15 protein-coding genes are annotated in these 23,386 nt (G+C 43.5%); 13 read left to right on the top strand and 2 right to left on the bottom strand.

What is annotated here, in order from left to right; genetic code table 11:
• Positions 1-10 precede the first annotated feature (10 nt).
• From GGD38_RS08175 to GGD38_RS08120, 12 genes are all read left to right on the top strand, one after another.
• The gene (locus GGD38_RS08175) at positions 11-547 is read left to right on the top strand and encodes a YceI family protein (protein WP_375298497.1); all 537 of its coding nucleotides are present in this window, start codon (positions 11-13) and stop codon (positions 545-547) included.
• A 13-nt stretch (positions 548-560) separates the two neighbouring features.
• Positions 561-956: a hypothetical protein gene (locus GGD38_RS08170; RefSeq protein ID WP_375298498.1), complete on the top strand. Its 396-nt coding sequence runs from the start codon at positions 561-563 to the stop codon at positions 954-956.
• A gap of 309 nt (positions 957-1,265) precedes the next feature.
• Positions 1,266-2,510, top strand: a complete 1,245-nt coding sequence (locus tag GGD38_RS08165; RefSeq protein WP_375298499.1) for a Pycsar system effector family protein — start codon at positions 1,266-1,268, stop codon at positions 2,508-2,510.
• Positions 2,511-2,523: 13 nt separating this feature from the next.
• Positions 2,524-4,575, top strand: a complete 2,052-nt coding sequence (ppk1, locus tag GGD38_RS08160; RefSeq protein ID WP_375298500.1) for a polyphosphate kinase 1 — start codon at positions 2,524-2,526, stop codon at positions 4,573-4,575.
• Positions 4,576-4,585: 10 nt separating this feature from the next.
• Positions 4,586-5,455 carry an SdiA-regulated family protein gene (locus GGD38_RS08155; protein ID WP_375298501.1) on the top strand — a complete coding sequence of 290 codons (870 nt, stop codon included), beginning with the start codon at positions 4,586-4,588 and terminating at the stop codon, positions 5,453-5,455.
• A gap of 13 nt (positions 5,456-5,468) precedes the next feature.
• The gene (locus tag GGD38_RS08150) at positions 5,469-8,006 is read left to right on the top strand and encodes a BamA/TamA family outer membrane protein (protein ID WP_375298502.1); all 2,538 of its coding nucleotides are present in this window, start codon (positions 5,469-5,471) and stop codon (positions 8,004-8,006) included.
• 180 nt (positions 8,007-8,186) lie between these two features.
• Positions 8,187-10,550 carry a GAF domain-containing protein gene (locus GGD38_RS08145; RefSeq protein ID WP_375298503.1) on the top strand — a complete coding sequence of 788 codons (2,364 nt, stop codon included), beginning with the start codon at positions 8,187-8,189 and terminating at the stop codon, positions 10,548-10,550.
• Between the two features lie 111 nt (positions 10,551-10,661).
• Complete coding sequence (locus tag GGD38_RS08140; protein WP_375298504.1) at positions 10,662-11,678, top strand: lipid A-modifier LpxR family protein; 1,017 nt, start codon at positions 10,662-10,664, stop codon at positions 11,676-11,678.
• 399 nt (positions 11,679-12,077) lie between these two features.
• Positions 12,078-13,301 carry an ROK family protein gene (locus tag GGD38_RS08135; protein ID WP_375298505.1) on the top strand — a complete coding sequence of 408 codons (1,224 nt, stop codon included), beginning with the start codon at positions 12,078-12,080 and terminating at the stop codon, positions 13,299-13,301.
• Between the two features lie 131 nt (positions 13,302-13,432).
• The gene (locus tag GGD38_RS08130) at positions 13,433-16,780 is read left to right on the top strand and encodes a SusC/RagA family TonB-linked outer membrane protein (protein WP_375298506.1); all 3,348 of its coding nucleotides are present in this window, start codon (positions 13,433-13,435) and stop codon (positions 16,778-16,780) included.
• A gap of 24 nt (positions 16,781-16,804) precedes the next feature.
• Positions 16,805-18,358, top strand: a complete 1,554-nt coding sequence (locus tag GGD38_RS08125) for a SusD/RagB family nutrient-binding outer membrane lipoprotein (RefSeq protein ID WP_375298507.1) — start codon at positions 16,805-16,807, stop codon at positions 18,356-18,358.
• Positions 18,359-18,460: 102 nt separating this feature from the next.
• On the top strand, positions 18,461-19,819 hold the full coding sequence (locus GGD38_RS08120; protein ID WP_375298508.1) for a DNA recombination protein RmuC: 1,359 nt from the start codon (positions 18,461-18,463) through the stop codon (positions 19,817-19,819).
• A 77-nt stretch (positions 19,820-19,896) separates the two neighbouring features.
• On the opposite strand, the gene GGD38_RS08115 is transcribed toward GGD38_RS08120, so the two are convergent.
• Complete coding sequence (locus tag GGD38_RS08115; protein WP_375298509.1) at positions 19,897-22,086, bottom strand: DUF6055 domain-containing protein; 2,190 nt, start codon at positions 22,084-22,086, stop codon at positions 19,897-19,899.
• Between the two features lie 211 nt (positions 22,087-22,297).
• The gene (locus GGD38_RS08110; RefSeq protein WP_375298510.1) at positions 22,298-22,519 is read right to left on the bottom strand and encodes a hypothetical protein; all 222 of its coding nucleotides are present in this window, start codon (positions 22,517-22,519) and stop codon (positions 22,298-22,300) included.
• A 7-nt stretch (positions 22,520-22,526) separates the two neighbouring features.
• On the opposite strand from GGD38_RS08110, the gene GGD38_RS08105 reads away from it, so the two are divergent.
• On the top strand, positions 22,527-22,988 hold the full coding sequence (locus GGD38_RS08105) for a RidA family protein (RefSeq protein WP_375298511.1): 462 nt from the start codon (positions 22,527-22,529) through the stop codon (positions 22,986-22,988).
• Positions 22,989-23,386: the final 398 nt, after the last annotated feature.

Here is a 23,386-nt window from a genome sequence, read left to right as displayed (position 1 = left end):
ATATTTGATTATGAAGAAGCTGATCTTTTCAATGGCAACACTGCTGGCTTTTACAGCAGTGTTCGCCTTCACCGTTCTGGCTCAAAACTGGACGATCACCGATAAATACAGTATCAAGTTTTCGAGCTCCGAAGTAGCTGGTATTTTCAAAACCTTCAAAGGCACCATTGCTTTTGACGATGCAAATCCCGCTACCTCTAAATTTGATGTAACAGTTGATGTGGCCTCTATTAACACCGGTAACGGTTTGCAGAACAAACACGCCAAAGGCGAAGAGTGGTTCGATGCAACTAAATTCCCTGTTATAAAGTTCACCAGCAAAAAGTTTGCAAAAACAGCTACTGGTTACAGTGTAACCGGCGATTTGCAAATAAAAGGTGTAACCAAAGAGTTCACCATCCCCTTTACCTTTAAAAAAGCCGGCACCGGCGCTACCTTTAATGGCAGCTTTACTGTGAACCGTTCAGATTTTAAGATCGGTAAACCCGGTGGCGATGTGGCCGAACAGATAAAGATCGACGTAGCTGTTCCGGTTACCAAAGGCTAATAAAGCAACCAATATGTTTAAAAGATTATTATTACTGGGTTTGGTATCGGGTGTAATGGCTGGCCTGGCGGCCTTTATATATCAAAAGGTATATTTCAAGGCCAATGAGGCCAATTTCTCGGCCATTGTAACCCCCGCAAAGATCTTCATAGGCGGTATACTCATCAACCTGCTGGCTTCCGTTGTATACGGTTTGCTTACCAAATGGTTGCCCAAAGCAGGGGAGATCATCTTTAACCTGCTCTTCGTTATACTGTCCTTTGGCGCAATTGTGATACCCATTGGCTATGTTTTACCCATGGATTTTGATGAAAGCGCCTTATTTCTGTTTCCCGGTTTAACCGTGCCTATGCTGTTTTTCCCGCCATTGGCCTGGTTAACCCTGAAACCGATCTTCGTAAAGAAATAAATAAAGCGCTGTGGCTTCGCCGGCCGAAGCCTTGGCGTAGGCCGGAGGTGGTGAAAAGAAAGGATATAATTACAGAAAGGATATTTTAAACGGATGATAGTTGTTGCTTCCGGCCAAATTTTTTAAATGTGCCATTCGCCCCCGGCGAATGGCACATTTTTTTTTGCCCCGTTATACAAACCCTGTAATTTGATGTAACTGTCAATTATTTTATGACAAAGGCTACATAAATGACCCTACCTTTGGAGCTATATAGCCTAATTCTCAGTTACTTGTTATATACTTGTAGACAGTAAAAGAATTCCTCATATGAATTATTATACGTTATTGGATGAAGTAAAACAATACGTAACCTCGTTCTTTCACACCCATGCAAATGATAAATTAATTTATCATAACCTGGTGCATACCGAAAACGTAGTGAGCGCGGCCATCGAAATAGCCAATCATTACCGGTTGAATGACCTGGATTACTTTATTGTGGTAACGGCAGCCTGGTTCCATGATATTGGATATTATACTGAGCCGGCAAGGCATGAAGAAAAAGGGGCGGAAGAAGCGGCTGCATTTTTAAACAGAAAGGACGTTGATGCGAAGACCATTGAAACCGTAGGTAACTGTATACGGGCTACGCGGTTGCCGCAAAACCCCCAAACCCTGCTCGAGAAAATTGTAGCAGATGCCGACCTGTTTCACCTGGGTACGGCCAAATTTGCCGAATTGAATAAAATAATTCGCAAGGAATTTATTGAGCTGCATAAAATAGATATCAGCAAAGACGAATGGCGTAATAAAACCATTCGCCTGCTCGAAACGCACCAATACCATACGGATTATTGTCGATTGTTGCTAAACGATACCAAGGCCAAACACCTGGAAAAACTAAAAGCAAAGGCGGCCGAAAAAAATCCCGAACTTAAAAATGCTGTACCAGTTGCGGTAGAAGTTGCCCAACCGCAAACAACAAAGTCTAAATTAAAGCCCCTGATAACCGAAGAACTTGATGAAAAGGGTAAACGCAAGGCCCGGCCCGACCGCGGCATTGAGACCATGTTCAGGATCACCTCGGGCAATCACCAGCGCCTGAGCGATATGGCCGACAGTAAGGCACATATTATGATCTCGGTAAACTCTATCATCATTTCGGTTTTATTGAGTGTATTGTTAAAGAACCTGGAACAATTTCCCCAATACACCATACCCGCCATGACGCTGCTTGCTGTTAGCCTGGTGACCATTGTATTTGCTATTCTGGCCACCCGGCCCAATATACCCCGCGGCACTTTTACCCAAACCGATATCAACGAAAAAAAGGTAAACCTTTTATTCTTTGGCAACTTTTTTAAGATGAGCATGGACGATTATACATCGGGCATGTTGCAAATGATGGACGATCGCGATTTCCTGTACCGCAGTCTTATAAAAGACGTGTATTCGCAAGGGGTAGTGCTGGGTTCAAAGTATCAGCGCCTGCGCATCTCCTACAACGTGTTCATGTATGGGCTGATAGTATCAGTGATCGCTTTTTCCATTGCTGCCATCGTAACTACTTGAAATCAGTAACCGCATGCAATCTGAAACTTTTTTCGACCGGGACCTAAGCTGGTTGTCATTTAATGGAAGAGTGTTGGAAGAAGCGGGCAAGAACAACGTACCATTGCTGGAACGAATAAAGTTCCTGTCAATTTATTCCAGCAACCTCGATGAATTTTACCGGGTGCGTATGCCGGCGGTAATGGCCCTGGAAAAAATACATCATTCAAAAGGTGAGCATAAAAAAGAACAGGCCAAGTCGGCGCTGCTGTACCAGATAAATAATACTATCAATGAACAGCAGGAGCGGTTTGGCGCTATTTTCACTACCGAATTATTGCCCCTACTAAAGGAAAAGAACATACACCTATTGTATAACGAGCCCATTCCGGATAATATCAGGGCCGACGTTACAGATTATTTCAATACACAGGTAATGGCGTTTTTGCAACCGGTGTATTTGTCAATTTCGGGCGTTAAGTTCTTTCCCGAGAATAATAAGATCTATTTGCTTACTGTTGTCGAGAATGAACGCGGTTACGATGAGCTGGTAATTATAAATATTCCGTCAGATAACCTGCCGCGTTTCTTTACCGTTCAAAGGGGCAATGAACAATTTGTTGTTTTCCTCGATGATATTATAAAAGACAATCTTTCGGCCATCTTCAAACATACTGTTGTTAAAGGCTGTTATAGTTTTAAAATAACCCGCGATGCCGAGCTGGAAGTGGCAGATGATTATGAAGGCGATGTAGCCCGTAAGATTGAAGAACAGTTAAGCAAACGCGATTTTGGGCTGGCTACCCGCTTATTACACGAGCCCGGTATTGAAAACGGTCATTTACAGTTATTGATAATGGCTTTAAAGCTGCAGAATGCCATGGTGGTGCAGGGCGGCTGTTATCACAACCTGAAAGACCTGGGTTCTTTCCCTGCTAAAGATGCTTCACTAAGCTATGATAAATGGCCGGCCATTTCGGTAAAACAGGGTAATGGAACGTTATCGCTGTTTGAGCAAATAGAACAGAAAGACATTATACTGCATCCGCCCTACCAGTCGTACGACCTGGTGTTGCGGTTCTTTAACGAAGCAGCCGTAAACCCGGCCGTTACCGAAATTTATGTAACCCTGTACCGCATTGCCAGTGATTCACGAATAGGTAATGCCCTGGTAAGCGCTGCTAAGAACGGGAAAAAGGTTTCTGTGCTGGTTGAATTGAAGGCCCGTTTCGACGAAGCCAATAATATCCGCTGGTCGAAGCGAATGAAGGCGGCCGGCGTGAAAATAATATACAGCGCCACTACGCTTAAAGTGCATGCAAAAATTGCCCTGGTAAAGCGAAAGAAAGGCAACCGTATAGCCTATACCGGTTTGCTGGCAACAGGCAATATGAACGAAAGCACTGCCCGTTTTTATACCGATCATATCCTTTTTACTGCACATCCCGATATCCTGCGCGAAATGGAATTGCTGTTTATTTTCCTGGGGCACCGGAAAAAAGCAGGCAACCCCGGGTTGATAAACTTCAACCAGTTACTGGTGGCACAATTCAACCTGCAGCAGCGGTTCCTGCAAATGATTGACCGCGAAATAGAGAATGCGCGGCAGGGAAAAGAAGCAGCCATTACCATTAAGATGAACAACCTGGAAGAAAAGGTATTGATCAACAAATTATACGATGCCTCAAAGGCTGGCGTAAAAGTGCGCATGATCGTACGCAGTATTTGTTGTTTAAGACCTGGCATGCCGGGGTTGAGTGAAAATATTTCTATACTGCGCATTGTTGACCGCTACCTCGAACATGGAAGAATATTTCTGTTCCATAATAATGGCGCATCTGAATTGTATATGGGCTCGGCCGACTGGATGAACCGGAACATATACCGGCGTATTGAAGTTTGCTTTCCTGTGTATGATGAAGCCATTAAAAAACAGATCATAGAAATACTGCAATTGCAACTGCAGGATAATGGCCAGGCCGTTGCAATTGATGAGCACCTGAATAACGTGCCATTGCCAAACGATGGTACGGTGTTGTGTTCGCAAAAAGCCATTTATAATTTGCTTTCAGCGCAGCAGATGTAAACTAACAATTATGTATACAGTAAATATATTCCGGGGTTGTTGGGCCGTGCTGTTTTTGGCATTGCTTACAACTGCCTGCAGGCCAAAACCTAAGTTTACCAGTCCCAAAGAATACGATCTCATCAATCCGCAAAAGATAGTTATGCCGCCCAGCCTCGAAGAAATTTCGGGCATTACCTTTTATAAAGGTAATAGTGACACTGTGTATGCCCAGGAGGATGAAAATGGCAAACTGTATTACCTGAAGCCTGGCGAAAAGCGATCGCACAATTTTCATTTTGGTAAACATGGCGATTATGAGGATGTGGCAATTTGCAACAATACCGTCATCATGCTAAAAAGCAATGGGCTTTTGTATACCTTCCCATTTGCTGATATTCATCAGGAAGAGGCGAGCGGGAATGTACAGGAATGGAAAGACCTGTTGCCCAAAGGCGAGTATGAAGGTATGTATGCCGATGAAAAAGCAGGGCTTATATATATTATCTGCAAGGATTGTGCTGATGAGAAGGCCAGTAAAACAGGAAAAGGGTATATCTTGCAGCTGAATAGCAACGGCTCTATCAGCCAGAATGGGGCGTTTGAAATTGATGTACACGCTATAAAAGACATTACCGGCGAAAATAAAATAAACTTTCATCCATCTGCACTTGCCCGCAACCCCCGTACCAACGAGTGGTATATAATTACATCGATCAACAAATTATTGGTAATTGCCGATAAGGACTGGAAAGTAACAGCTGCTTATAAACTTAATCCAGCCATCTATATCCAGCCTGAAGGAATTGCATTCGATAAAGACAATAATCTGTATATATCCAATGAAGGCGGTGATCTGCATTCCGGAAATATTTTAAAAATTAAATGGACGGGAAAGTAAACCTGGTTAGCCTATGCACAAAAGAATTCTACACCTTGCACTGCTTATTGCATTCGCTTCTTCAAACGCAATAGCGCAAACAGACAGCGCCATCGTAAAGGCGCATCCTTCATATGATAGTGTTTCCAACTGGCATCGACGGTTGTTTGGTGAGAATTTCCGTAAGGAATGGGCAGCGCCGGTAAAGCTACCCGTAATAAGTGTTACCGAAAAAGGCCTTACGCCATTACAACGTGGTGGCGGTCACCAAACGCATTCACTGCGCCTAAAAGATGCCAAAGGCAATGAATGGGTGCTGCGCAGTATTGAAAAATATCCCGAGATCTTATTGCCCGAAGCTATTCGCGAAACCTTTGCGGCCGATTGGGTACGTGATGCCATGAGCGCGCAACATCCGTATGCTCCATTAGTAGTTCCGGTATTATCCGAAGCCCAAAATATACCCCATACCAACCCGGTAATTGGTTGGGTGGCGCCCGATAAAGGACTTGGGGAATTTGAAAAAGAATTTGCCAATACCATGTGTTTGCTCGAGGAGCGGGAGCCCTATGGCAATAGCGACAATACCATTAAAATGCTCGACCGCCTGAATGAAGACAATGATAATGTTGTTGATACCGTTGAGTTCTTCAGGGCACGTATGCTCGATATGTTTTTGGGCGACTGGGACCGGCACGAAGACCAGTGGCGCTGGCTCGATGAGCAAAAGGGTAGTGGTAGAAAATATAAAGCCATTCCGCGCGATCGCGACCAGGCCCTGTACCGTAGCCAGGGCTTTTTTCCAAAACTGGCAAGCCGAAAATGGATAGCTGGTTTTTTAACCGGGTTCAATAAGGACATCAAACGTGGTAACTTCTTTTTCTTCAATGGCCGCAAGCTCAATCAGCGCTTCCTGATACAATTAGACCATGAGCGTTGGACGCAATTGACCAATCAGTTTGTTGCAATACTTACCGACGATGTGCTGGAAGCTTCGCTAAAACGCCTGCCGCCCGAAGTATATGTAATGAAGCATGATGAGCTGTTGCAGAAAATGAAAAGCCGACGCGCCGCTATGCCAAAGGCTATGGATGATTATTATCGCTTTTTGAGCCGTATAGTTGATATTAAAGTCTCTGACAAGAACGAACTCGTTGAAATAAAAGACGGTCCAAATAACGGGCTCACTGTTACCATTCACCGGCTTACCAAAAAAGGTAAAGCCGATGGTCAACTTTTTGAACGCACATTTGTTAATAATGAGACAAAGGAGTTACGTCTTTTTATTGGAAAAGGCAACGACAGTGTGGTACTGAATAATACCAATAATAAAATTAAAGTACGTATTGTTGGTGGTGAGGGTGATAAGGTGTACAATGTAGAAAATGCAGGCAAAAAGGTGTGCGTGTACGAAACAGAAACAGGCGCTGTATTTACAGGTAAAACAGGTCGGTTGAAAGAGCATTTGTCGAACGATACAAGTAATGTTAGTTTTATTCCAACCAACCCATACGGCATTGTAAAGCCAATGATAACCGCCGGCTTTAACCTCGATGATGGATTTTTACTTGGTGGCGGCGTTAAAATAATGACGCCGGGTTTTAGAAGGCTTCCCTACGCCAGCATACAAACAATAACACTGGCGCATTCTTTTTCTACCACTGCATATCGTTTCCGCTACAAAGGCGAATGGATGAGGGCCATTGGTAAGGCAGATATAACAATGCAGGCTAATATATTTGCGCCTAATAATACCCGCAACTTTTTTGGCCGTGGAAATGAAACGGAATTTATAAAGGAGGGTGATTATAAAAAGTATTACCGCACACGGTACAATGTATACCAGGCCAACCCATCGCTTCGCTGGCATTTTGGCAAGAACACTACCCTAAGTGCGGGCCCCTCTGTTCAGTTCTATCATTCAGATAGTGTTGAAAACAAAGGCCGGTTCATTAATAACGAATCGCTTATCAATTCTTACGACAGCAACTCCATTCACAGCGATAAAGTGCATGGTGGTGTAGTTGTAAATTATATACGCGATAAACGTAATAACCTAATCATACCCTCTGCCGGGCATTATATAAATATTCTGGCGCAGGGATATGCCGGGTTAAATGATGAATCGAAGTCATTTATGCAGGTGATACCCGAGATCGCTTTCTATAAGAACCTGAGCAAAAAAGGCATGGTGGTTATTGCTGAACGGTTAGGCGGCGCTGTTACCGTCGGTAAATCAGCTTTTTATCAATCGGCTTTTTTAGGCGGCCATGAAAACCTTTACGGGTTTCGCCAGTACCGTTTTGCAGGTGAGCATATGTTGTACAACAATCTTGAATTTCGTATAAAGCTGGCTAACTTTGCCAGTTATATTCTGCCCGGCCAGTTTGGTATGACGGGGTTTTATGATGTGGGCCGGGTTTGGGTAAAGCACGAATCTTCTGGTGTATGGCACCAGGGCGTTGGGGGAGGTTTTTATTTTGCGCCTGCTCAAATGGCAGTATTCCAGGTTACCGCCGGATACTCCAAAGAAGGTTGGTACCCCTACATTATAATGGGATTCCGGTTTTAACGGCTACAACATTAAATGATATTATTACCGAATTAGCAGGTACAGCAGGTGACAGAACTGCTGATTTTAAGGTGTGGCATTCTATTGGCGTATAAAATGGCTTTAGGTGGCCGCACCTGGCTGCTGAATAATGACGGCTAAAAATGTGTTGCGCCTATAGCATTAAATTAGGCACTGAGTATGCAAACGATGACGATAAATATTAATGAGAAGTTTACTTTACCACAACTGGATACGGGTTTTTCACTGCGTCCCTTCATAAGCTTTTTGAAAAAAAGCCTCAAGAACGATTCGTCATTGAAAGATAAGCTCACTGCCTTTTTGCTTGAAAAACTGGAGCAATACCCCGAACTGGAAGGCGATGTTCCCTTGGAAAATATAGAAAAATACCGCGATATACTTGAGCTCATCTTTGTAAGTATGTCGAATGTTACAGAAGATGAAACGCGTTTACCCTGGGCATTGGGTATGCCGTTGAGGCCATTATTTGTATATGGAACTACTGCGTTCTATAACCTAATGATAGACGCCAAGCAGCATAAACTGAAAAAGGCTGTATTGGCAGACGATGACAAAATGATGAAGATGCGCAATCTGCGTATTGCCTATTCCTTCATTCTCGAACGTTTGTATAATTTTTCTCCTTTTCATAAGAATATGATCGTTCACTCCTTTGTTGATGAGGAAACAGGTTTGCAACGGCATTTGAAAATAAACATCGATACCCGCTTTATTGAGGTAACGCCTGTTGGCGAACTGCCCGATCTGAATTCTATTGCACCGCCCGGCCAGTTTGACGAAGAGCATGGATTTGAGAAACTTGAAAAGGTGTTGCCCTTAAGCCTCTTCAAGTTCAGAGGTATGTCGGTAGTCACCATCACCGATGTAACCGCGCACTTTGCGGTGGAAACTATTAAGAATTCCATTGTTTCGCATAACATGCATTCTGAAGAAGAATGCTATCATGATGTTACGCAATCGCTGAAAACGCTGGTGCAAAATAAAGCGATCGATTTTAACGTAACTCCCTTATTCCGCATAAACGAAAAGCTGGTACTGCCTGAAGTGCAGGAGCTGAAGAGTGTGCTCATGAGCGATGATTGCCAAAGCCCTGCAGCCCGCAACGCTTATGTATCGTTTGCAGAAGAATACATTCGCAATCCAAAACCGCTTATTTATAAAACCATTTCTTCGAAGGAAGCCAAGTTATATCCTTTTTTAAATTCATGTACCCGGTCTGGCATACAATCGTTTATAGTGCTGCCGCTTTATTCGAATAACAAACTGGCGGGTATACTGGAAATTTTTACAAAGGAACCGGGCATCTTAGACGAAAAGGTGCTGGCCATGCTGGAACCGGCCTATCCCGTGCTGGCGCAGTTGGTGCAGTTGACAATAGACCATTTCAATGCGGCCATTGATGGGGTAATAAAAGAAAAATTTACCTCGCTGCAGCCGGCAGTACAATGGAAATTCAATGAGGCCGCCTGGCGCTACCTTGAGCAAATAGAAAATACCGGCAAAGGCAAAATAGAGACCATCGGGTTCGAAGATGTATATCCCCTCTATGGCGCTATAGATATTCGTAACTCAACTATTGAGCGTAACAAGGCCCAGGTAAGCGATCTGCAAAGTCAGTTCGCCATTCTGCTCGAAACCCTGCAGGCGGTTAAGAAGTATTACAACCTGGCGCTTACCGATGAAATGATCTATAAGTGTAAGAAATGGAAGAATACACTCGATGATAGTCTTACGCCGCATAGCGAAGTAAAGCTTACCGACTTTTTGGAAAAAGAAGCCGTTTCTTTCCTGAAACATTTTAAGCTTACCCACCCCGGCTCGGCAGCAATTGTAGAGAAATACTTTGCCGCCATTGAAGAGTCGAAAGGTATTGTGTGGGAGAATAGAAGGCAGTTGGAAGAATCGATGCAATCGGTGAACATGGCGGTGAACAATTACCTCGATATGATGAAGGACGAATTGCAGCAGTCGTACCCCTGCTATTTCGAACGCTTCAGGACCGATGGGGTAGAGTACGATATTTATATAGGGCAATCAATTGCGCCCAACAAACCGTTCGATACATTATACTTAAAGAACCTGCGGTTGTGGCAAATTTCATCTATGGCGGCCATTGCAAAGATCACGCATGAAATGCTGCCCAGGCTGTCGAAGCCATTGCAAACAACACAGTTAATATTCATACACAGCAATACAATTGATATCAGCTTCCGTAACGATGAGCGCCGGTTCGATGCCGAAGGCGGCTACAACATCCGGTACCAGGTAATTAAAAAGCGCATCGATAAAGTGCATATTGCCGATACCAATGAGCGATTGACCCAGCCCGGCAAAATTGCCCTGGTATACTTTAGCCGTCGCGATGCCGAGGAGTATATTTCGCACATTCAATACCTGCAGGAGCAGGGTATATTGTTAGATGATCTGGAGTTTCTCGATCTTGAAGAGTTGCAGGGTGTGGCAGGGTTGAAGGCCTTACGGGTAGGTGTAAATCTCGATTATATGCACGTAGAAAACGCATAATCACAAAAACTTCATACATACAGTATTGTAGCTTGCGGGTTACACGTTAAATTACCTCTTGTAAGTATAAGAAGAAAGGCCATTACCAAATTGCCAGGGTAAACTGTAATTATGAAGCGTGCACAAATCATTTTGCTATTATTGTTAGGCAAAGGCTTAACCGGGTATGGTCAACAGCCGCAAACATACACACACCTGTTTAGGGCGTATGATGATAATGATATTATAAACCTGCCCGGAAAGGGCACCGATCGGGGCTATTCAAATGGTACCCGGGCCGATTACTTCTTTATAAATGGCAAACCTTCGCTTTTCTTTCTCAACCGCATAATGCCCAAAGCCGGCGATAGCAGCATTAATACTTTTGGCTTTAGCCTGATGCAGGTAATATACACGCCAAAGAACGTGTTAAAAAGAATTCCTGAAAGAGATGATTACGCCTATGCCGGCGGTTTGTATGCTACCCATTCCTTAACATCATTAAACCCATTAAAGAAGTTCAGCTGGCAAACAGAAATATTACTGGGAATAATGGGGCCGGCGGCAATGGCAAAGCAAACCCAGTGGCAGGCGCATAAAATGGTTGGCATTGTGCGGCCCATTGGTTGGGATTATCAGTTAAAGACCGATCTGTTATTGAATGTAAGCGTTGCTGCAGAAAAAGAGTTGATGCATATAGGTAATGGTGTTGAAGGTATTGGTGGCGCCCAGGCTTTTGTTGGTACGGCTATGAATGGTGCATCGCTGTACTCCCTGCTTCGCTTTGGAAAAATGACACGTTACTTCAATGGTTATATTTCACAGTTTTCTACCCCAAAAGGGAATAAAAGCCGGTGGCAGCTCTATGGCATTTTGCGGCCGTCGGTTGATGTGGTGCTAAGCCATGCATTGATAGATGGCGGCGTTTTTAACGGAAGAAATGAACCCGTTCCCATACCCGACCCTAATACCGATGAACCTATACCGGGCGAAAGAAAAAGGACGAAGGTAGTAGGTAAACTGGGTTATGGTTTTGTGCTTTCGGTTGGGCGGCTGGCCATTTCACTTACCCATTCAACCATGACGGAACTTGTAAAAGGCACGGGGGCGCAGGAAATTGGTAATATCTCGTTGTATTTCAGCTGGTAAGAAATAAAGAAGTTAAATAAAAGAGGGTTTCGCCTTAAAAGGTGGAGCCCTTTTTTGTTTAAGGTCCTAACTCTGTGCCATGTCAATGCCACCTTTCATCCTGGGGTCATCTTAGGGTCATCCTGGGCTTATCTTAGGGTTCAAATCCCAGGATGACCCCAGGACCGCCCCAGCAATACCCTAAGATAACCCTAAGATGAGAGGTAGCATAAACTACCATTTAAGGTTGCCCGATACTACCTTCCTGCACCGATATCATGATCAGTTATGGATTTTTATAATTTGATAGTCAGCACACTATAAGAAGTAAGCAGAAAAAATTAAAAAGATTTAATAAAAAATTAAAAAGATATTTTAACTTAACATTAAATTTGGGAAAAGAACTAAGCTGACGTGCACATGGAAAAAAACTTATTGTATAAAAGGAGGATCGTAAAGCATCTCTATTTTGGCAATACGTTGTCATGTGCAGACTTAAGCGATAAAATTCACAAAAGCATACCCCTAACTACCAAAATGTTGGGTAAGCTTATGGAAGATGGGATGGTAACCGAAACAGGTTATGCTGCATCAACCGGCGGACGCCGGCCTGTGATGTATTCTTTGAAACAGGATGTCATGTATGTAGTATCGGTGGCTATGGACCAATTGGTTACGCAGATAGCTATTCTCGATATGCAGAACCGGAACGTAGGTGGCATTGAACTGTTTGAACTTCCCCTTACCAAAAATCCGAACGCCCCCGCAGCACTTGCAGAAAAGATCAACGAGATCATCATTCGCAGCGGTATTTCGAAAAACAAGATAGCCGGCATAGGTATAGGAATGCCGGGATTTGTAAATGCCGTAAAAGGTATCAATTACACTTTTTTAGAGACCGAAGGCTATACCATCAGCCAGTACATTTCAGCCAAAGTAAAATTACCCGTATTCATTGATAACGACTCACGCCTCATAGCGTTGGCCGAATTGAAGTTCGGAGCTGCGCGCGAAAGAAAGAATGCGCTGGTGATCAACGTCGGCTGGGGAGTAGGGTTAGGTATGATACTGGAAGGCGAATTGTTCCGCGGACACGATGGGTTTGCAGGTGAGTTTAGCCATATTCCGCTTTTTCTTAACAACAAATTATGCAGTTGCGGTAAAAGCGGTTGTTTGGAAACGGAAACCTCGCTCCTGATCGTGATAGAAAAAGCACGTATTGGATTGCAGCGTGGAAAACTGTCGATGTTGAACGATGCAGCCTTATCGGCAGATCATCCTGAAAAGGCCTTTCAGAATATAGTGACCGCCGCCAGTAAGGGCGATAAGTTTGCGGTAGAAATATTATCCGAAGCGGGTTATAATATTGGAAGAGGGGTAGCCATATTGATCCATTTGTTGAACCCTGAAGTAGTGATATTGAGTGGCCGTGGCTCATCGGCCGGAAAAATATGGCAGGCGCCCATACAGCAGGCATTGAACGAACATTGTATACCCAGGTTATCAGTGAACACAGAAATTGAGGTTTCGGCACTGGGATACACTGCTGAACTTACAGGTGCAGCCGCCCTCGTTATGGAAAATTACGAAAGAGATGATGTGAAAAACCTGATGTATGAAAGCAGACCGGATGTTTTCATGTGATCCGGTCTCTTCTTTTAGTTACAAAGTAGCCTTATTGAACACTGTTGTTTAAAGGTGAAATATTTGCGGCATTATTGACATATCTGTTACAGAAAGGGCGAAATTTTTTATTGACAATCAAACAAACTGCTATGACGACGAAAGCAACAAGCCGTCTACTCCTGGTCATGCTTGGAGCAACCTGGAGTATTTCCGGTATTGCACAGGAAAAAAGAATGATCTCAGGAGTGGTAAAGGATAGCACTGGTAAAAATTTGCCAGGTGTTTCTATCTCAGAGAAAGGTTCTACTACAGCGACAGTCACCGATATGAACGGTGTCTTCAGGATTCCGGTTTCTAGTGCTAAACCGGTACTTGTTTTTTCTTCAATTGGTTTTAACAGAAAAGAGGTTGAAGTGGGCGACCAAACTTCATTGACTGTTTCTCTTGCCGGTGAAACTACCGACCTCGAAAGCGTGGTAGTAACTGCGTTGGGTATTAAAAGAGACCAACGCAAATTAGGTTATGCCACCACACAGGTAATGGGTAAGGATATCGTTCAATCGGCCCCCACCAACTTTGGTTCTGCCTTATATGGTAAGGCGCCGGGTGTAACCATCAATACTAACCCCGGTGGTGCTACCAGTGCGGTAGGCATTCAAATAAGAGGTGTTAACTCAATAAAATACCAACGCCAGCCTTTGATGGTGGTAGATGGTGTGGTTACCCGTAACGGAGATGCCAATAGTGAGGGCTACTATAATGGTAACCAGCTCCTGAACGGAAATGGTTTGCTCGACATTAACCCCGAAAACATTGAAAGCATAAACATTTTAAAAGGTGCAGCTGCTTCGGCGCTGTATGGTTCTGATGCCAACTTTGGTGTAATTGTAATTACAACCAAGAATGGTAAAGGCCGCAAAGGGTTGGGTGTTGAAGTGAATTTGAGTGGTAATGTTGAAAGTTTAGCCATGACTCCCGATGTTCAAACTGAATGGGGCCCGGGCTATGACCGTATCACCAATATGACTGCGTTTAATACTGATGAGTTAGGATGGATAAAAAACACTGCAACTGGCGTAACGCTGCAACAGCCTTTTATGAGGGCATATGGTCAATTCGGTCCTAAACTCGATGGCCATGAAGTTTATTGGTGGGATGGTCAGATGCGTCCATATTCAGGACATTCTGACAACTGGAAAAAATTCTACAGAACAGGACACAGCGAAATTGCCAATATAGCAATCAGCAACTCGAGCGATAAAATGAACTACCGTTTTTCGTATACCCGCAACGATTACAAGGGTATTCAAATAGGCGGTAAACAGGAGAAGAATACATTTAACTTCAACTCTACTTATAAGTTCAATTCTAAACTTTCAATTGACCTGGTAGCCAGCTACATCAATGAAAAAGTACATAACCGGCCCCGTCAGCTTTTTAGTGTGACGAATAGCTTCGATGGCTTTTTCAGTCCTGCCGAAGATGTGGATCTGCTGTTTAGTAAGTATAAAACTTCTAAAGGATATAAATGGGTTGACTGGAATTCTAACTTGGATCCCGAAGAAAAGATAAAATATAACATCAGGCCCAAGGGTTTCATGAACTTTTTATGGGACCAGCTGGCCAATAGTTTTGATGAAACCAGCAACCGTTATCTTACTTCGGCCACTTTAAACTACAATATTGCCAAAGGGTTGAATTTCCGTGGCCGTTACGGCACTGATTATACCGGCTATTTTGCCGAAAAAATGGAGCGTTCAACACAGCCGATTTCATTTGGTGCCACCGGCCGGTACGGAACCTTTACTAACCGGTTTGTGTTTAATTATGGGGACGTATTGTTATCATACGAGCGCAATATTACCGCCGATCTGAAAGCATCTGCATCTATCGGTTACCAAGCCCGCAAGGAGGAGTATCGCAAAAATGAAGCCTCTACTAAAGATGGTTTATCGCAGGAGAACTGGTTTAGTTTAAAAGCCTCGGCCAGTAATGCAACAGGAACTGCCACACGTACAATACTTGTAAAAGATGGTATGTTTGGATTGATCAACCTCGAGTACAAAGACTTCCTTTTTGTTGAAGGAACTTTGCGCCGAGAGCGTACTTCATCTTTGGCTCCCGGCAACAATACTTTTTACTACCCGGGGGTAAGCGCTGCCTTCGAATTAAGCAATGCATTTGAGTTACCCCAATTCGTTACTTATAGTAAACTGCGTGCTGCATATGGTGAAGTGGGTAATCCGCCGGATGCATATATAGGTACCCTCTCATATTCTGCCGATCCATCGAATATACAGGGAATTCCCATTTTGTACCCGCCGACCAAAGAATACGGGAATACAGGGTTGAAGAACGAAATGAAGAAGGAGATGGAATTTGGCTGGGAAAACAGGTTCTTCAATAACCGTTTGGGCTTCGATCTTACTTATTACAATAACAAGATCATAGATCAGATCATGCCGCTTAGTACGCCGGCTTCAATTGGCGCATCGAGTGTGATTGTAAACGTGGGCAATATGCGCAACTATGGAGTTGAGTTGGGTTTATACGGCGCCCCTGTAAAGAATAGTAACTTTGGCTGGGATTCAAGGCTGAACCTGGCATTTAACCGCAACAAGGTCCTTTCATTAACACAGGGTTTGGAAAGTGTATACCTGGGTGGTATTGATAATGATGCTATGGTTATTTTAGCTCAACCGGGCCGGCCTGCGGGCGACCTTATGGCGTACGTAAGAAAAACTGATGCTAAGGGCAATTATATTGTAAACGACGCAGGTCATTATGAAATTGATTATACCAAACAACAAATAGTTGGTAATCTGCAACCCAAAGTAAACGGTGGTTTTATCAATAGCTTCTCGTATAAAAATTTCAATTTAAATGTAGTAGTTGACTTTCGCTTTGGCGGTAACCTAGTATCACCTACCTGGTTATACGGAACCGGCTCAGGTTTGTTTAAAAATTCATTACAGGGAAGAGATGCAGCACATGGTGGTGTGTCATATTACTACGAAAATGATCTGATAGCAGCAGGTAGTAAAAGAATACAGGTTGCTACAGGTACTGCAAAAGGACCAGGCAATGAAAGAGTATTTGATGATGGTATGATTTTGAAAGGCGTTACTGCAGATGGAAAGGAGAATACGACCATAGTTGAAGCCCCCGATTATTACTTAAGCAGATATGCATGGGGTTCTGGTCCAAATGCCGATAACCATTCCAGCTATGCAGATGCTGTATTTAAGAACGACTTTATCAAAATGCGTGAAATTACGTTGTCGTATACTTTGCCCCGTAAAGTGGCTGGTATTATAAAAGCGCAGAACCTTACATTTTCTGTGTTTGGCCGGAACCTGTTCTATTTCCATAAGGATCTACCGTACTATGATCCTGAAGAAGGTGTGGGTACCCAGTGGGTTTCTCAGGGAACATCAAACGGTGCAGGAAATGCCGCTACCCGCTCTATTGGTGGCAGCCTGAGGGTTTCATTCTAACATATTCGCTAAACATCGACAATTATGAAAAAACTGATTATAGCTATTCCGCTTTTTATTATAGCAGCAGGCACACTGGTAACGGGGTGTAAGAAGTCTGACTTTGAAGAAAATTACCTGAAGCCCGATGCGTCTGTTACTGCCACAATTCCAAGCCTGTATTCCGCATTGTTCTTTAATGAATGGGTGTTACCAAGGTATAGGCTTTTGTTTACGTTTCAAATACCTGCCATGGGCCTTTACAGCCAAACGGCAGGCTACAGCCAGGGTGAAAAAGTTTATGCGCAGGCAACTAACTATACAAAAGACCGTTGGGATTACTTTTATAACAATACCATGGCCCGGTATCGTGAAATTGAAAAGTACTACAATAAACTGTCTACTGATGGGGAGAAGACCGGTTACCAGTTGTTCCTTGAAACATCACGCATCTTTGTATACGATCAGGCCGCACAGATGGTAGATCTTTGGGGCGATATCCCCTTTTCAACAGCAGGTCAGTTGAATACAACAGGTAATATCATTCTTCCCTCTTACGACAAAGCTGCAGATGTATATACGTTTATTTTAACCGATCTTAAACGTATCTCTGATTACCTGGCTTCAACCAAATTTGCTGATTTTTATCTTAACCAGTTGGGTACTTATGATTATGTGAATAAGGGTTCTGTTACTCAATGGCGTAAGTATTGTAATTCGCTGATATTGCGTTTGGCCATGCGTATTTCCTATAAAGATGAAACTACGGCAAAAGCGTTGGTGCAAACCATATTGAACAACCCTACACAATATCCGCTTATTGATGCTGCCAGCGAGAGCATCAAAATTCAACCGAAGGACAAAACAAGTGCTTTAACTGCGGTGAATGATATGAGAGAAGGATTTAAGGTAATTCCGTATGCACCAGGTAAAATGGTAGAAGAAATAATGGCGCCTGCAGTTGACCCCCGCCTGCCTATTTATTTCAATGCAAATAAAAACAATGAATACCATGGCGTGCTTAATACCTGGAACGCATCACGCGTATCAGACTCAATAAGCAAGAATTATTATGCAAGCTGGGATTCAACTACCTTTACTGAGAATAACCTGTTCCCCGGTATTGTATTTACTGCTGCTGAAGTAAGTTTCCTGAAAGCAGAAGCGTATGAGAGATGGAGTGGTGGAAATGCAAAAGCCGCATACGAAGCCGGTGTTAAACAATCTATTCAGTTTTACATAGGTATTAACAACAATAGCGATTATGGCGGTACAAAAGAAACCATGCCTACCGATGCTGCCATCAATGCGTATTTGTTAAAACCACAAGTGGCCTATGGTACCAATAACCTGGAAAAGATAGCTACCCAAAAGTGGATCGACTTTGGCGTAATACTGGCTAACCAGGCATGGGCCGAATATCGCCGTACCAAATTGCCGCAAATGACTTTCCCCGATGATGCATCTGCACCATCTTCTATAAAGCCGCCTACACGGTTAACGTATCCAACTTCAGAAGTGAATTTGAATGCGAAAAACTATGAGGCTGTAAAAGCAGGTGACAATGCATCTACCAAGATTTTTTGGGATGTGAAATAAGTTACATATTAAGTGTTGAGAGTAGGCCCCGGTAGTCGTACCGGGGCATTTTTATTTTATTTAAGTTCCAATTGCTTAAATTACCCCGTCAATACCATTACCATGGAAACAATTGTTATAGCACTGTTGGTTATTCTGTTGCTTATAAGCATCGTGATCTTAGTGTTTGCCTGGAAGGCCATGAATGCCGGAAATAATTCCGATGCCATGGCCATGAAGTATAAGCTGGATAATATGATGACAGAGATAGCCCGCATAGAAGCGGCCGTGAAACAGGAAATGGTGACCAACCGTAAGGAAACGGGCGATAATACCCAGCGCATTCGCACCGAACTGGCCACCTCGCTTAAAAACTTTGGTGAGCTTATTACCCAAACCATGTCAAGCGCCAGCACGGTGCAAAAAGATAGCTTTCATGCTTTGCTTAACAAACAAAGCGAGCAAAACAATGCCATTGCTTTCAGGCTTGATCAAATGCGCGAAACACTGGAAAAGAAAATGGCCGAAATGCAAACCGGCAATGAACGCAAGCTCGATGAAATGCGCGCAACCGTTGATGAGAAACTGCAAAAAACACTGGAAGCCCGCCTTGGTGAATCGTTTAAACTGGTAAGTGAGCGCCTGGAAGCCGTTCATAAAGGACTGGGCGATATGCAGCAACTGGCAACCGGCGTAGGCGATTTGAAACGGGTGCTTAGCAATGTAAAATCAAGAGGCGTGTTAGGGGAGTATCAACTGGAAAGTATATTGGAACAAATTCTCACTATTGATCAATACGGGCGTAACGTAAAAACAAAAGAAGGTTCCAATGCATTGGTGGAGTTTGCTATTAAATTACCGGGCCGGGGCGATAAAGATAAAGCGGTATGGCTGCCTGTGGATTCAAAATTCCCCAAAGAAGATTTTGAAGCATTGATGGATGCCTACGACCAGGCATTACCCGACCTTATTGAAGAAATAAGAAAGAACTTTATAAAAGGCATTCGCAAGTGCGCGCTCGACATCAGCAGTAAATATGTTGACCCGCCAAATACAACCGATTTCGCCATCCTGTTCTTACCCTTCGAAAGTTTGTATGCCGAAGTATTGCGAACACCTGGTTTGTTTGAATCTATTCAACGCGAGTATAAGATCATTATAACAGGCCCAACTACATTATCGGCCTTACTCAACAGTTTACAAATGGGTTTCAGAACACTGGCCATTGAAAAAAGATCGGGTGAGGTATGGCAGTTGCTGGGAGCGGTAAAAACCGAGTTTGGCAACTTTGGCGGTATACTGGAAAAAACGCAAAAGAAATTACAGGAAGCCAGCAATGTAATTGAGCAGGCTGGTGTGCGGTCAAGAGCAATTGAAAAGAAGTTACGCGCTGTGCAGGAACTGCCGAAGGATGATGCGGTGGCGCTTCTTGGGAAGGAGAATCCGTTAAAATTTGAAGAAGAAGCAGGAAATGAAGAATAAGATAAGAATGTAGGTAACAAAGTTGTTCAGTTATTCAGTTCATGAGTTAACTGAATAACTGAACAACTGAATAACTCTTACTCAGTCACAACTATTTTCTGCATATACTCCTTTTCACCAGCTATTACTCTTAAAAAATAAATCCCCTGTTTCAACCCTTCACTTGTATTTATAGTAACACTACGGGCGGTCTTTATATCCTTTCTTAATACTTCGCGGCCCTGTGTATCGAACAGAAACAGTGAAACAAGCGCTTTGGTATTGAAGTTATCCAACTTAACCGTAAAGGAAGTTTTTACCGGGTTTGGATAAACAAGCACCACAGGCATAACGTTGCCCGACGGTTTTGAAGCCGTTACCGGTTTTTCATCTAATGATAATACATCTATAGCGCAACCGATAGGCGCGGTTAAAGCCATTTCTACATCAGTAAAAGAAGTGATAGCGGCATTTACATCAACATTGCTGGCATCAGCAGCGCCTTTGCCATCGCAATCGGCCCGGCCATTGTTGCCATGTGGTACCTGCAAGTAAGTTCCGCTGGTTGAGCAATTGCCAATTTCGGCATCGCCCCCAAGCACAACTGCATTACCCAATGTAACACCCCATTCCAATGCATTTTGTTTAACAAGCACCGTTCCCGAAACAGTACATTGGTTTAATACAGCATTATCGGTAATATGCGCGCTGCCCGAATAGGTGCCCATCCATACATTGGCGTTGCCATCGATAACTACATTATCTCTAACCGTAGCGCTTTCAACCCAGGCGGTACCATCTATACGTACATTGCCCGAGATGTTTGCATTACCCCTTACAATGGCTTTTGGCCCAACATATACCGTGCTGGCAACTGTGGCTGTATTGGCTACCCAGCCACCGCCATTAGCATGAATACGTCCATTCGTTTTGTATTGCGAACGATAGGTTGCCTGATAGCCTTCGGGTACGGCATTTTCGATACGCAGTTCATAGGGATATCTTTTTATTTTAGGATAGCCCGGTTCCCAAACGTAAGATGTGTGTGTGGTGGGCGCGCCCATTACTACTAAGTATAATTGTGCTTCATCGGTATTCAATTGAAATGTTATTTCGCCTTCGTTATCGGCATACGTGGTGCCATATCTTACGGTGGCCCCGTCTGCTTTTACAGCTACAAAACCATAGCGCCAGCCTGCAGTACTGTTGGCTTCGGTATGGCCTTTAAATTTTACATGCACGGTACGGTTGCTGCAGGTGGTATATAGTGGAATAATATTGTAGCCATAATCCTGTGGTGCAAAGGCATCGGGCACCTGGTACCTTCCGGTAGTGGCATTAAGCTGTGTAAGCAGGGTATGCAAGCGCCAAATATAATGGGGCTCATCGTTTTTGAGCCTTGTCATTTCGGCCCTGATAATAGCGCCAAAATTGTTAACGGTATAATCGGCGGTTACTTCACGTTTGGCATAGTCATAAACAAAATCATTCAACTGGGCCTGGGTATAACCTTTTAACCGGCGGTAGGTGATAATGGGGTGCTCGTTGGCAACGGATTCTTTCCATAACCTGTTTACCATGGTAATACCATCCAGTTGTTGCATATAGAACAACAATTTGAAATTATCGTAGTGATGGCGGGTTGAGCTCCAGTGGAACATGCTGGTGCCCATATACCGGGGAAGATCGTCGCTGGCAAAACGCGGATACATTTGCGTGCGCATAAAATTGGCGTGGCCTTCCCAAAAGAAACCGGCGGGATCCCAGTTAAAACCACCACGGGTAGTATTTTCCTGAATAGAGATCATGCCTTGCAGCGAGTGTGCCAGCTCGTGACTTATAACGCCGCCATCGCGGGTGGCATTGGGGTGTACCCACATGGCGCCAATTACACCTTCATAGGTACCACCAAATGCCCAGCCGCTGGGCTGGCCGGTAATACCCCAGGTATCGTTCATTACAATAATAAGTTTGTACTTACCCAGGTTTTTGGTAGCAGCATCGGAACAAAAAGCGAGATCAGAAATATATTTCGTGTAGATCGTTTCCAACGTATCGCATACCGACTGAGGATTAAAACGAAGATTAGCATCGGAATAAGTGGCCGGACTGGTACCTACCACATTCCCCCAGAATAAAACAAAGTTGGCCGACTGGTACGATTTATCCCACGACCAGGTTTTAAGCGCGGCGTCGGTAGAAAAGGCATTGGGAATGTAAACTGTTTTCTGGGCAAATGCACACAGGCATAAACCTGATAGCAGGTGCAGTAACAGCGTTTTTTTCATAAGAGATGTTTTTAAGGCTTTATGTTATTTAATAATACAAATGGTTATTATATATGCACAATACAATGCCTGCACCACTAACGGTGTAGAGTAATTAAATGCATTAACAGGGGTGGTGATTGGGTGTAACACCCAAAAAGCAGATCGTTACTTCGGTTATTGATTAAGGAGAATCTCTACAGGCAAACATCACACCAGAATTAAAAAGAGATTAAAGAAGTGTAACATTTTGTGATTTATATGCCTGTAATTCATCACTGTTGGGCGCAAGTTCTGTGATTAAATAGTCGATGCTGTTCATATCGGCACGCATGTGCATTGCCGAATTTAGTTTTTTGGCACTGGCAAGCATAAATAACAATAATTGCAAATGTTGTGCAATGTTAACCGCATCTGCACTTTCTTGTTTAAATTGTATTTCCACTTCAAACATGGATCATATGAATGCAGAAGAAAGACTCAACAAACTGGGATTGATATTACCGCCTGCCCCTTTGCCAAAGGGGGTATATAAACCCTGCCTTATAGATGGCAATCATCTTTATCTATCGGGCCATGGACCGGTGCGGGAAGACAGATCGTTGATCATTGGCCGTATTGGCAGCGAGTTAACTATTGAAGAAGGAAAGCTGGCCGCCAGGCAGGTAGGATTAACGATGCTATCGACAATAAAGACCCAATTAGGCGGCCTCGATAAAATAAAGCGGGTGATAAAAGTATTGGGTATGGTAAATTGTACGCCCGATTTTGAACGGCATCCTTATGTTATAAATGGTTGCAGTGAATTGTTTGCCGAAATATGGGGCGAAGAAAATGGTATTGGGGTTCGCAGCGCTGTTGGCTTTGGTTCACTGCCCGATAATATACCGGTGGAGATTGAAGCTTTGTTTGAGTTGTATTGAAATTGGCAATCGGCCGGGCATGGTAAATTTTAATATGTAGAAAAGCCTTCTCTTATTTGCTTTTTAGGTAATGAATTCAAATTAAATGTATATCGTAATAAAATAATAACTGCCTAACAATAAAAGAGTTAGTAAAGGGTCTTTGACTTAAACCGCTTTTAAGGGAAGTTTTAAGAACAATAGGCACAAAAATGGCAGCAACTGCAAGGCTGCCATAGCTGCGGTCAATCTATGAACATCGATACCCTCCCCAATCAGGGCATTGGAAAGCCAGAAAGCTGGTCTGTAGCAGCTTCCATATAAACTGTAATTTAATGTATGCACCCGAATGGGTTGTGCACGGTAATATACCATTAGCACCCAACGGTATTGTGGGGTGCAAGCGTACTATTAATACT

Origin of the sequence: Niastella sp. OAS944, assembly GCA_024809215.1 — a bacterium.
Classification (GTDB): Bacteria; Bacteroidota; Bacteroidia; order Chitinophagales; family Chitinophagaceae; genus Niastella.
Note: the sequence above shows the minus strand (reverse complement) of the source record. Positions and strands in the feature narration are given on the sequence as shown.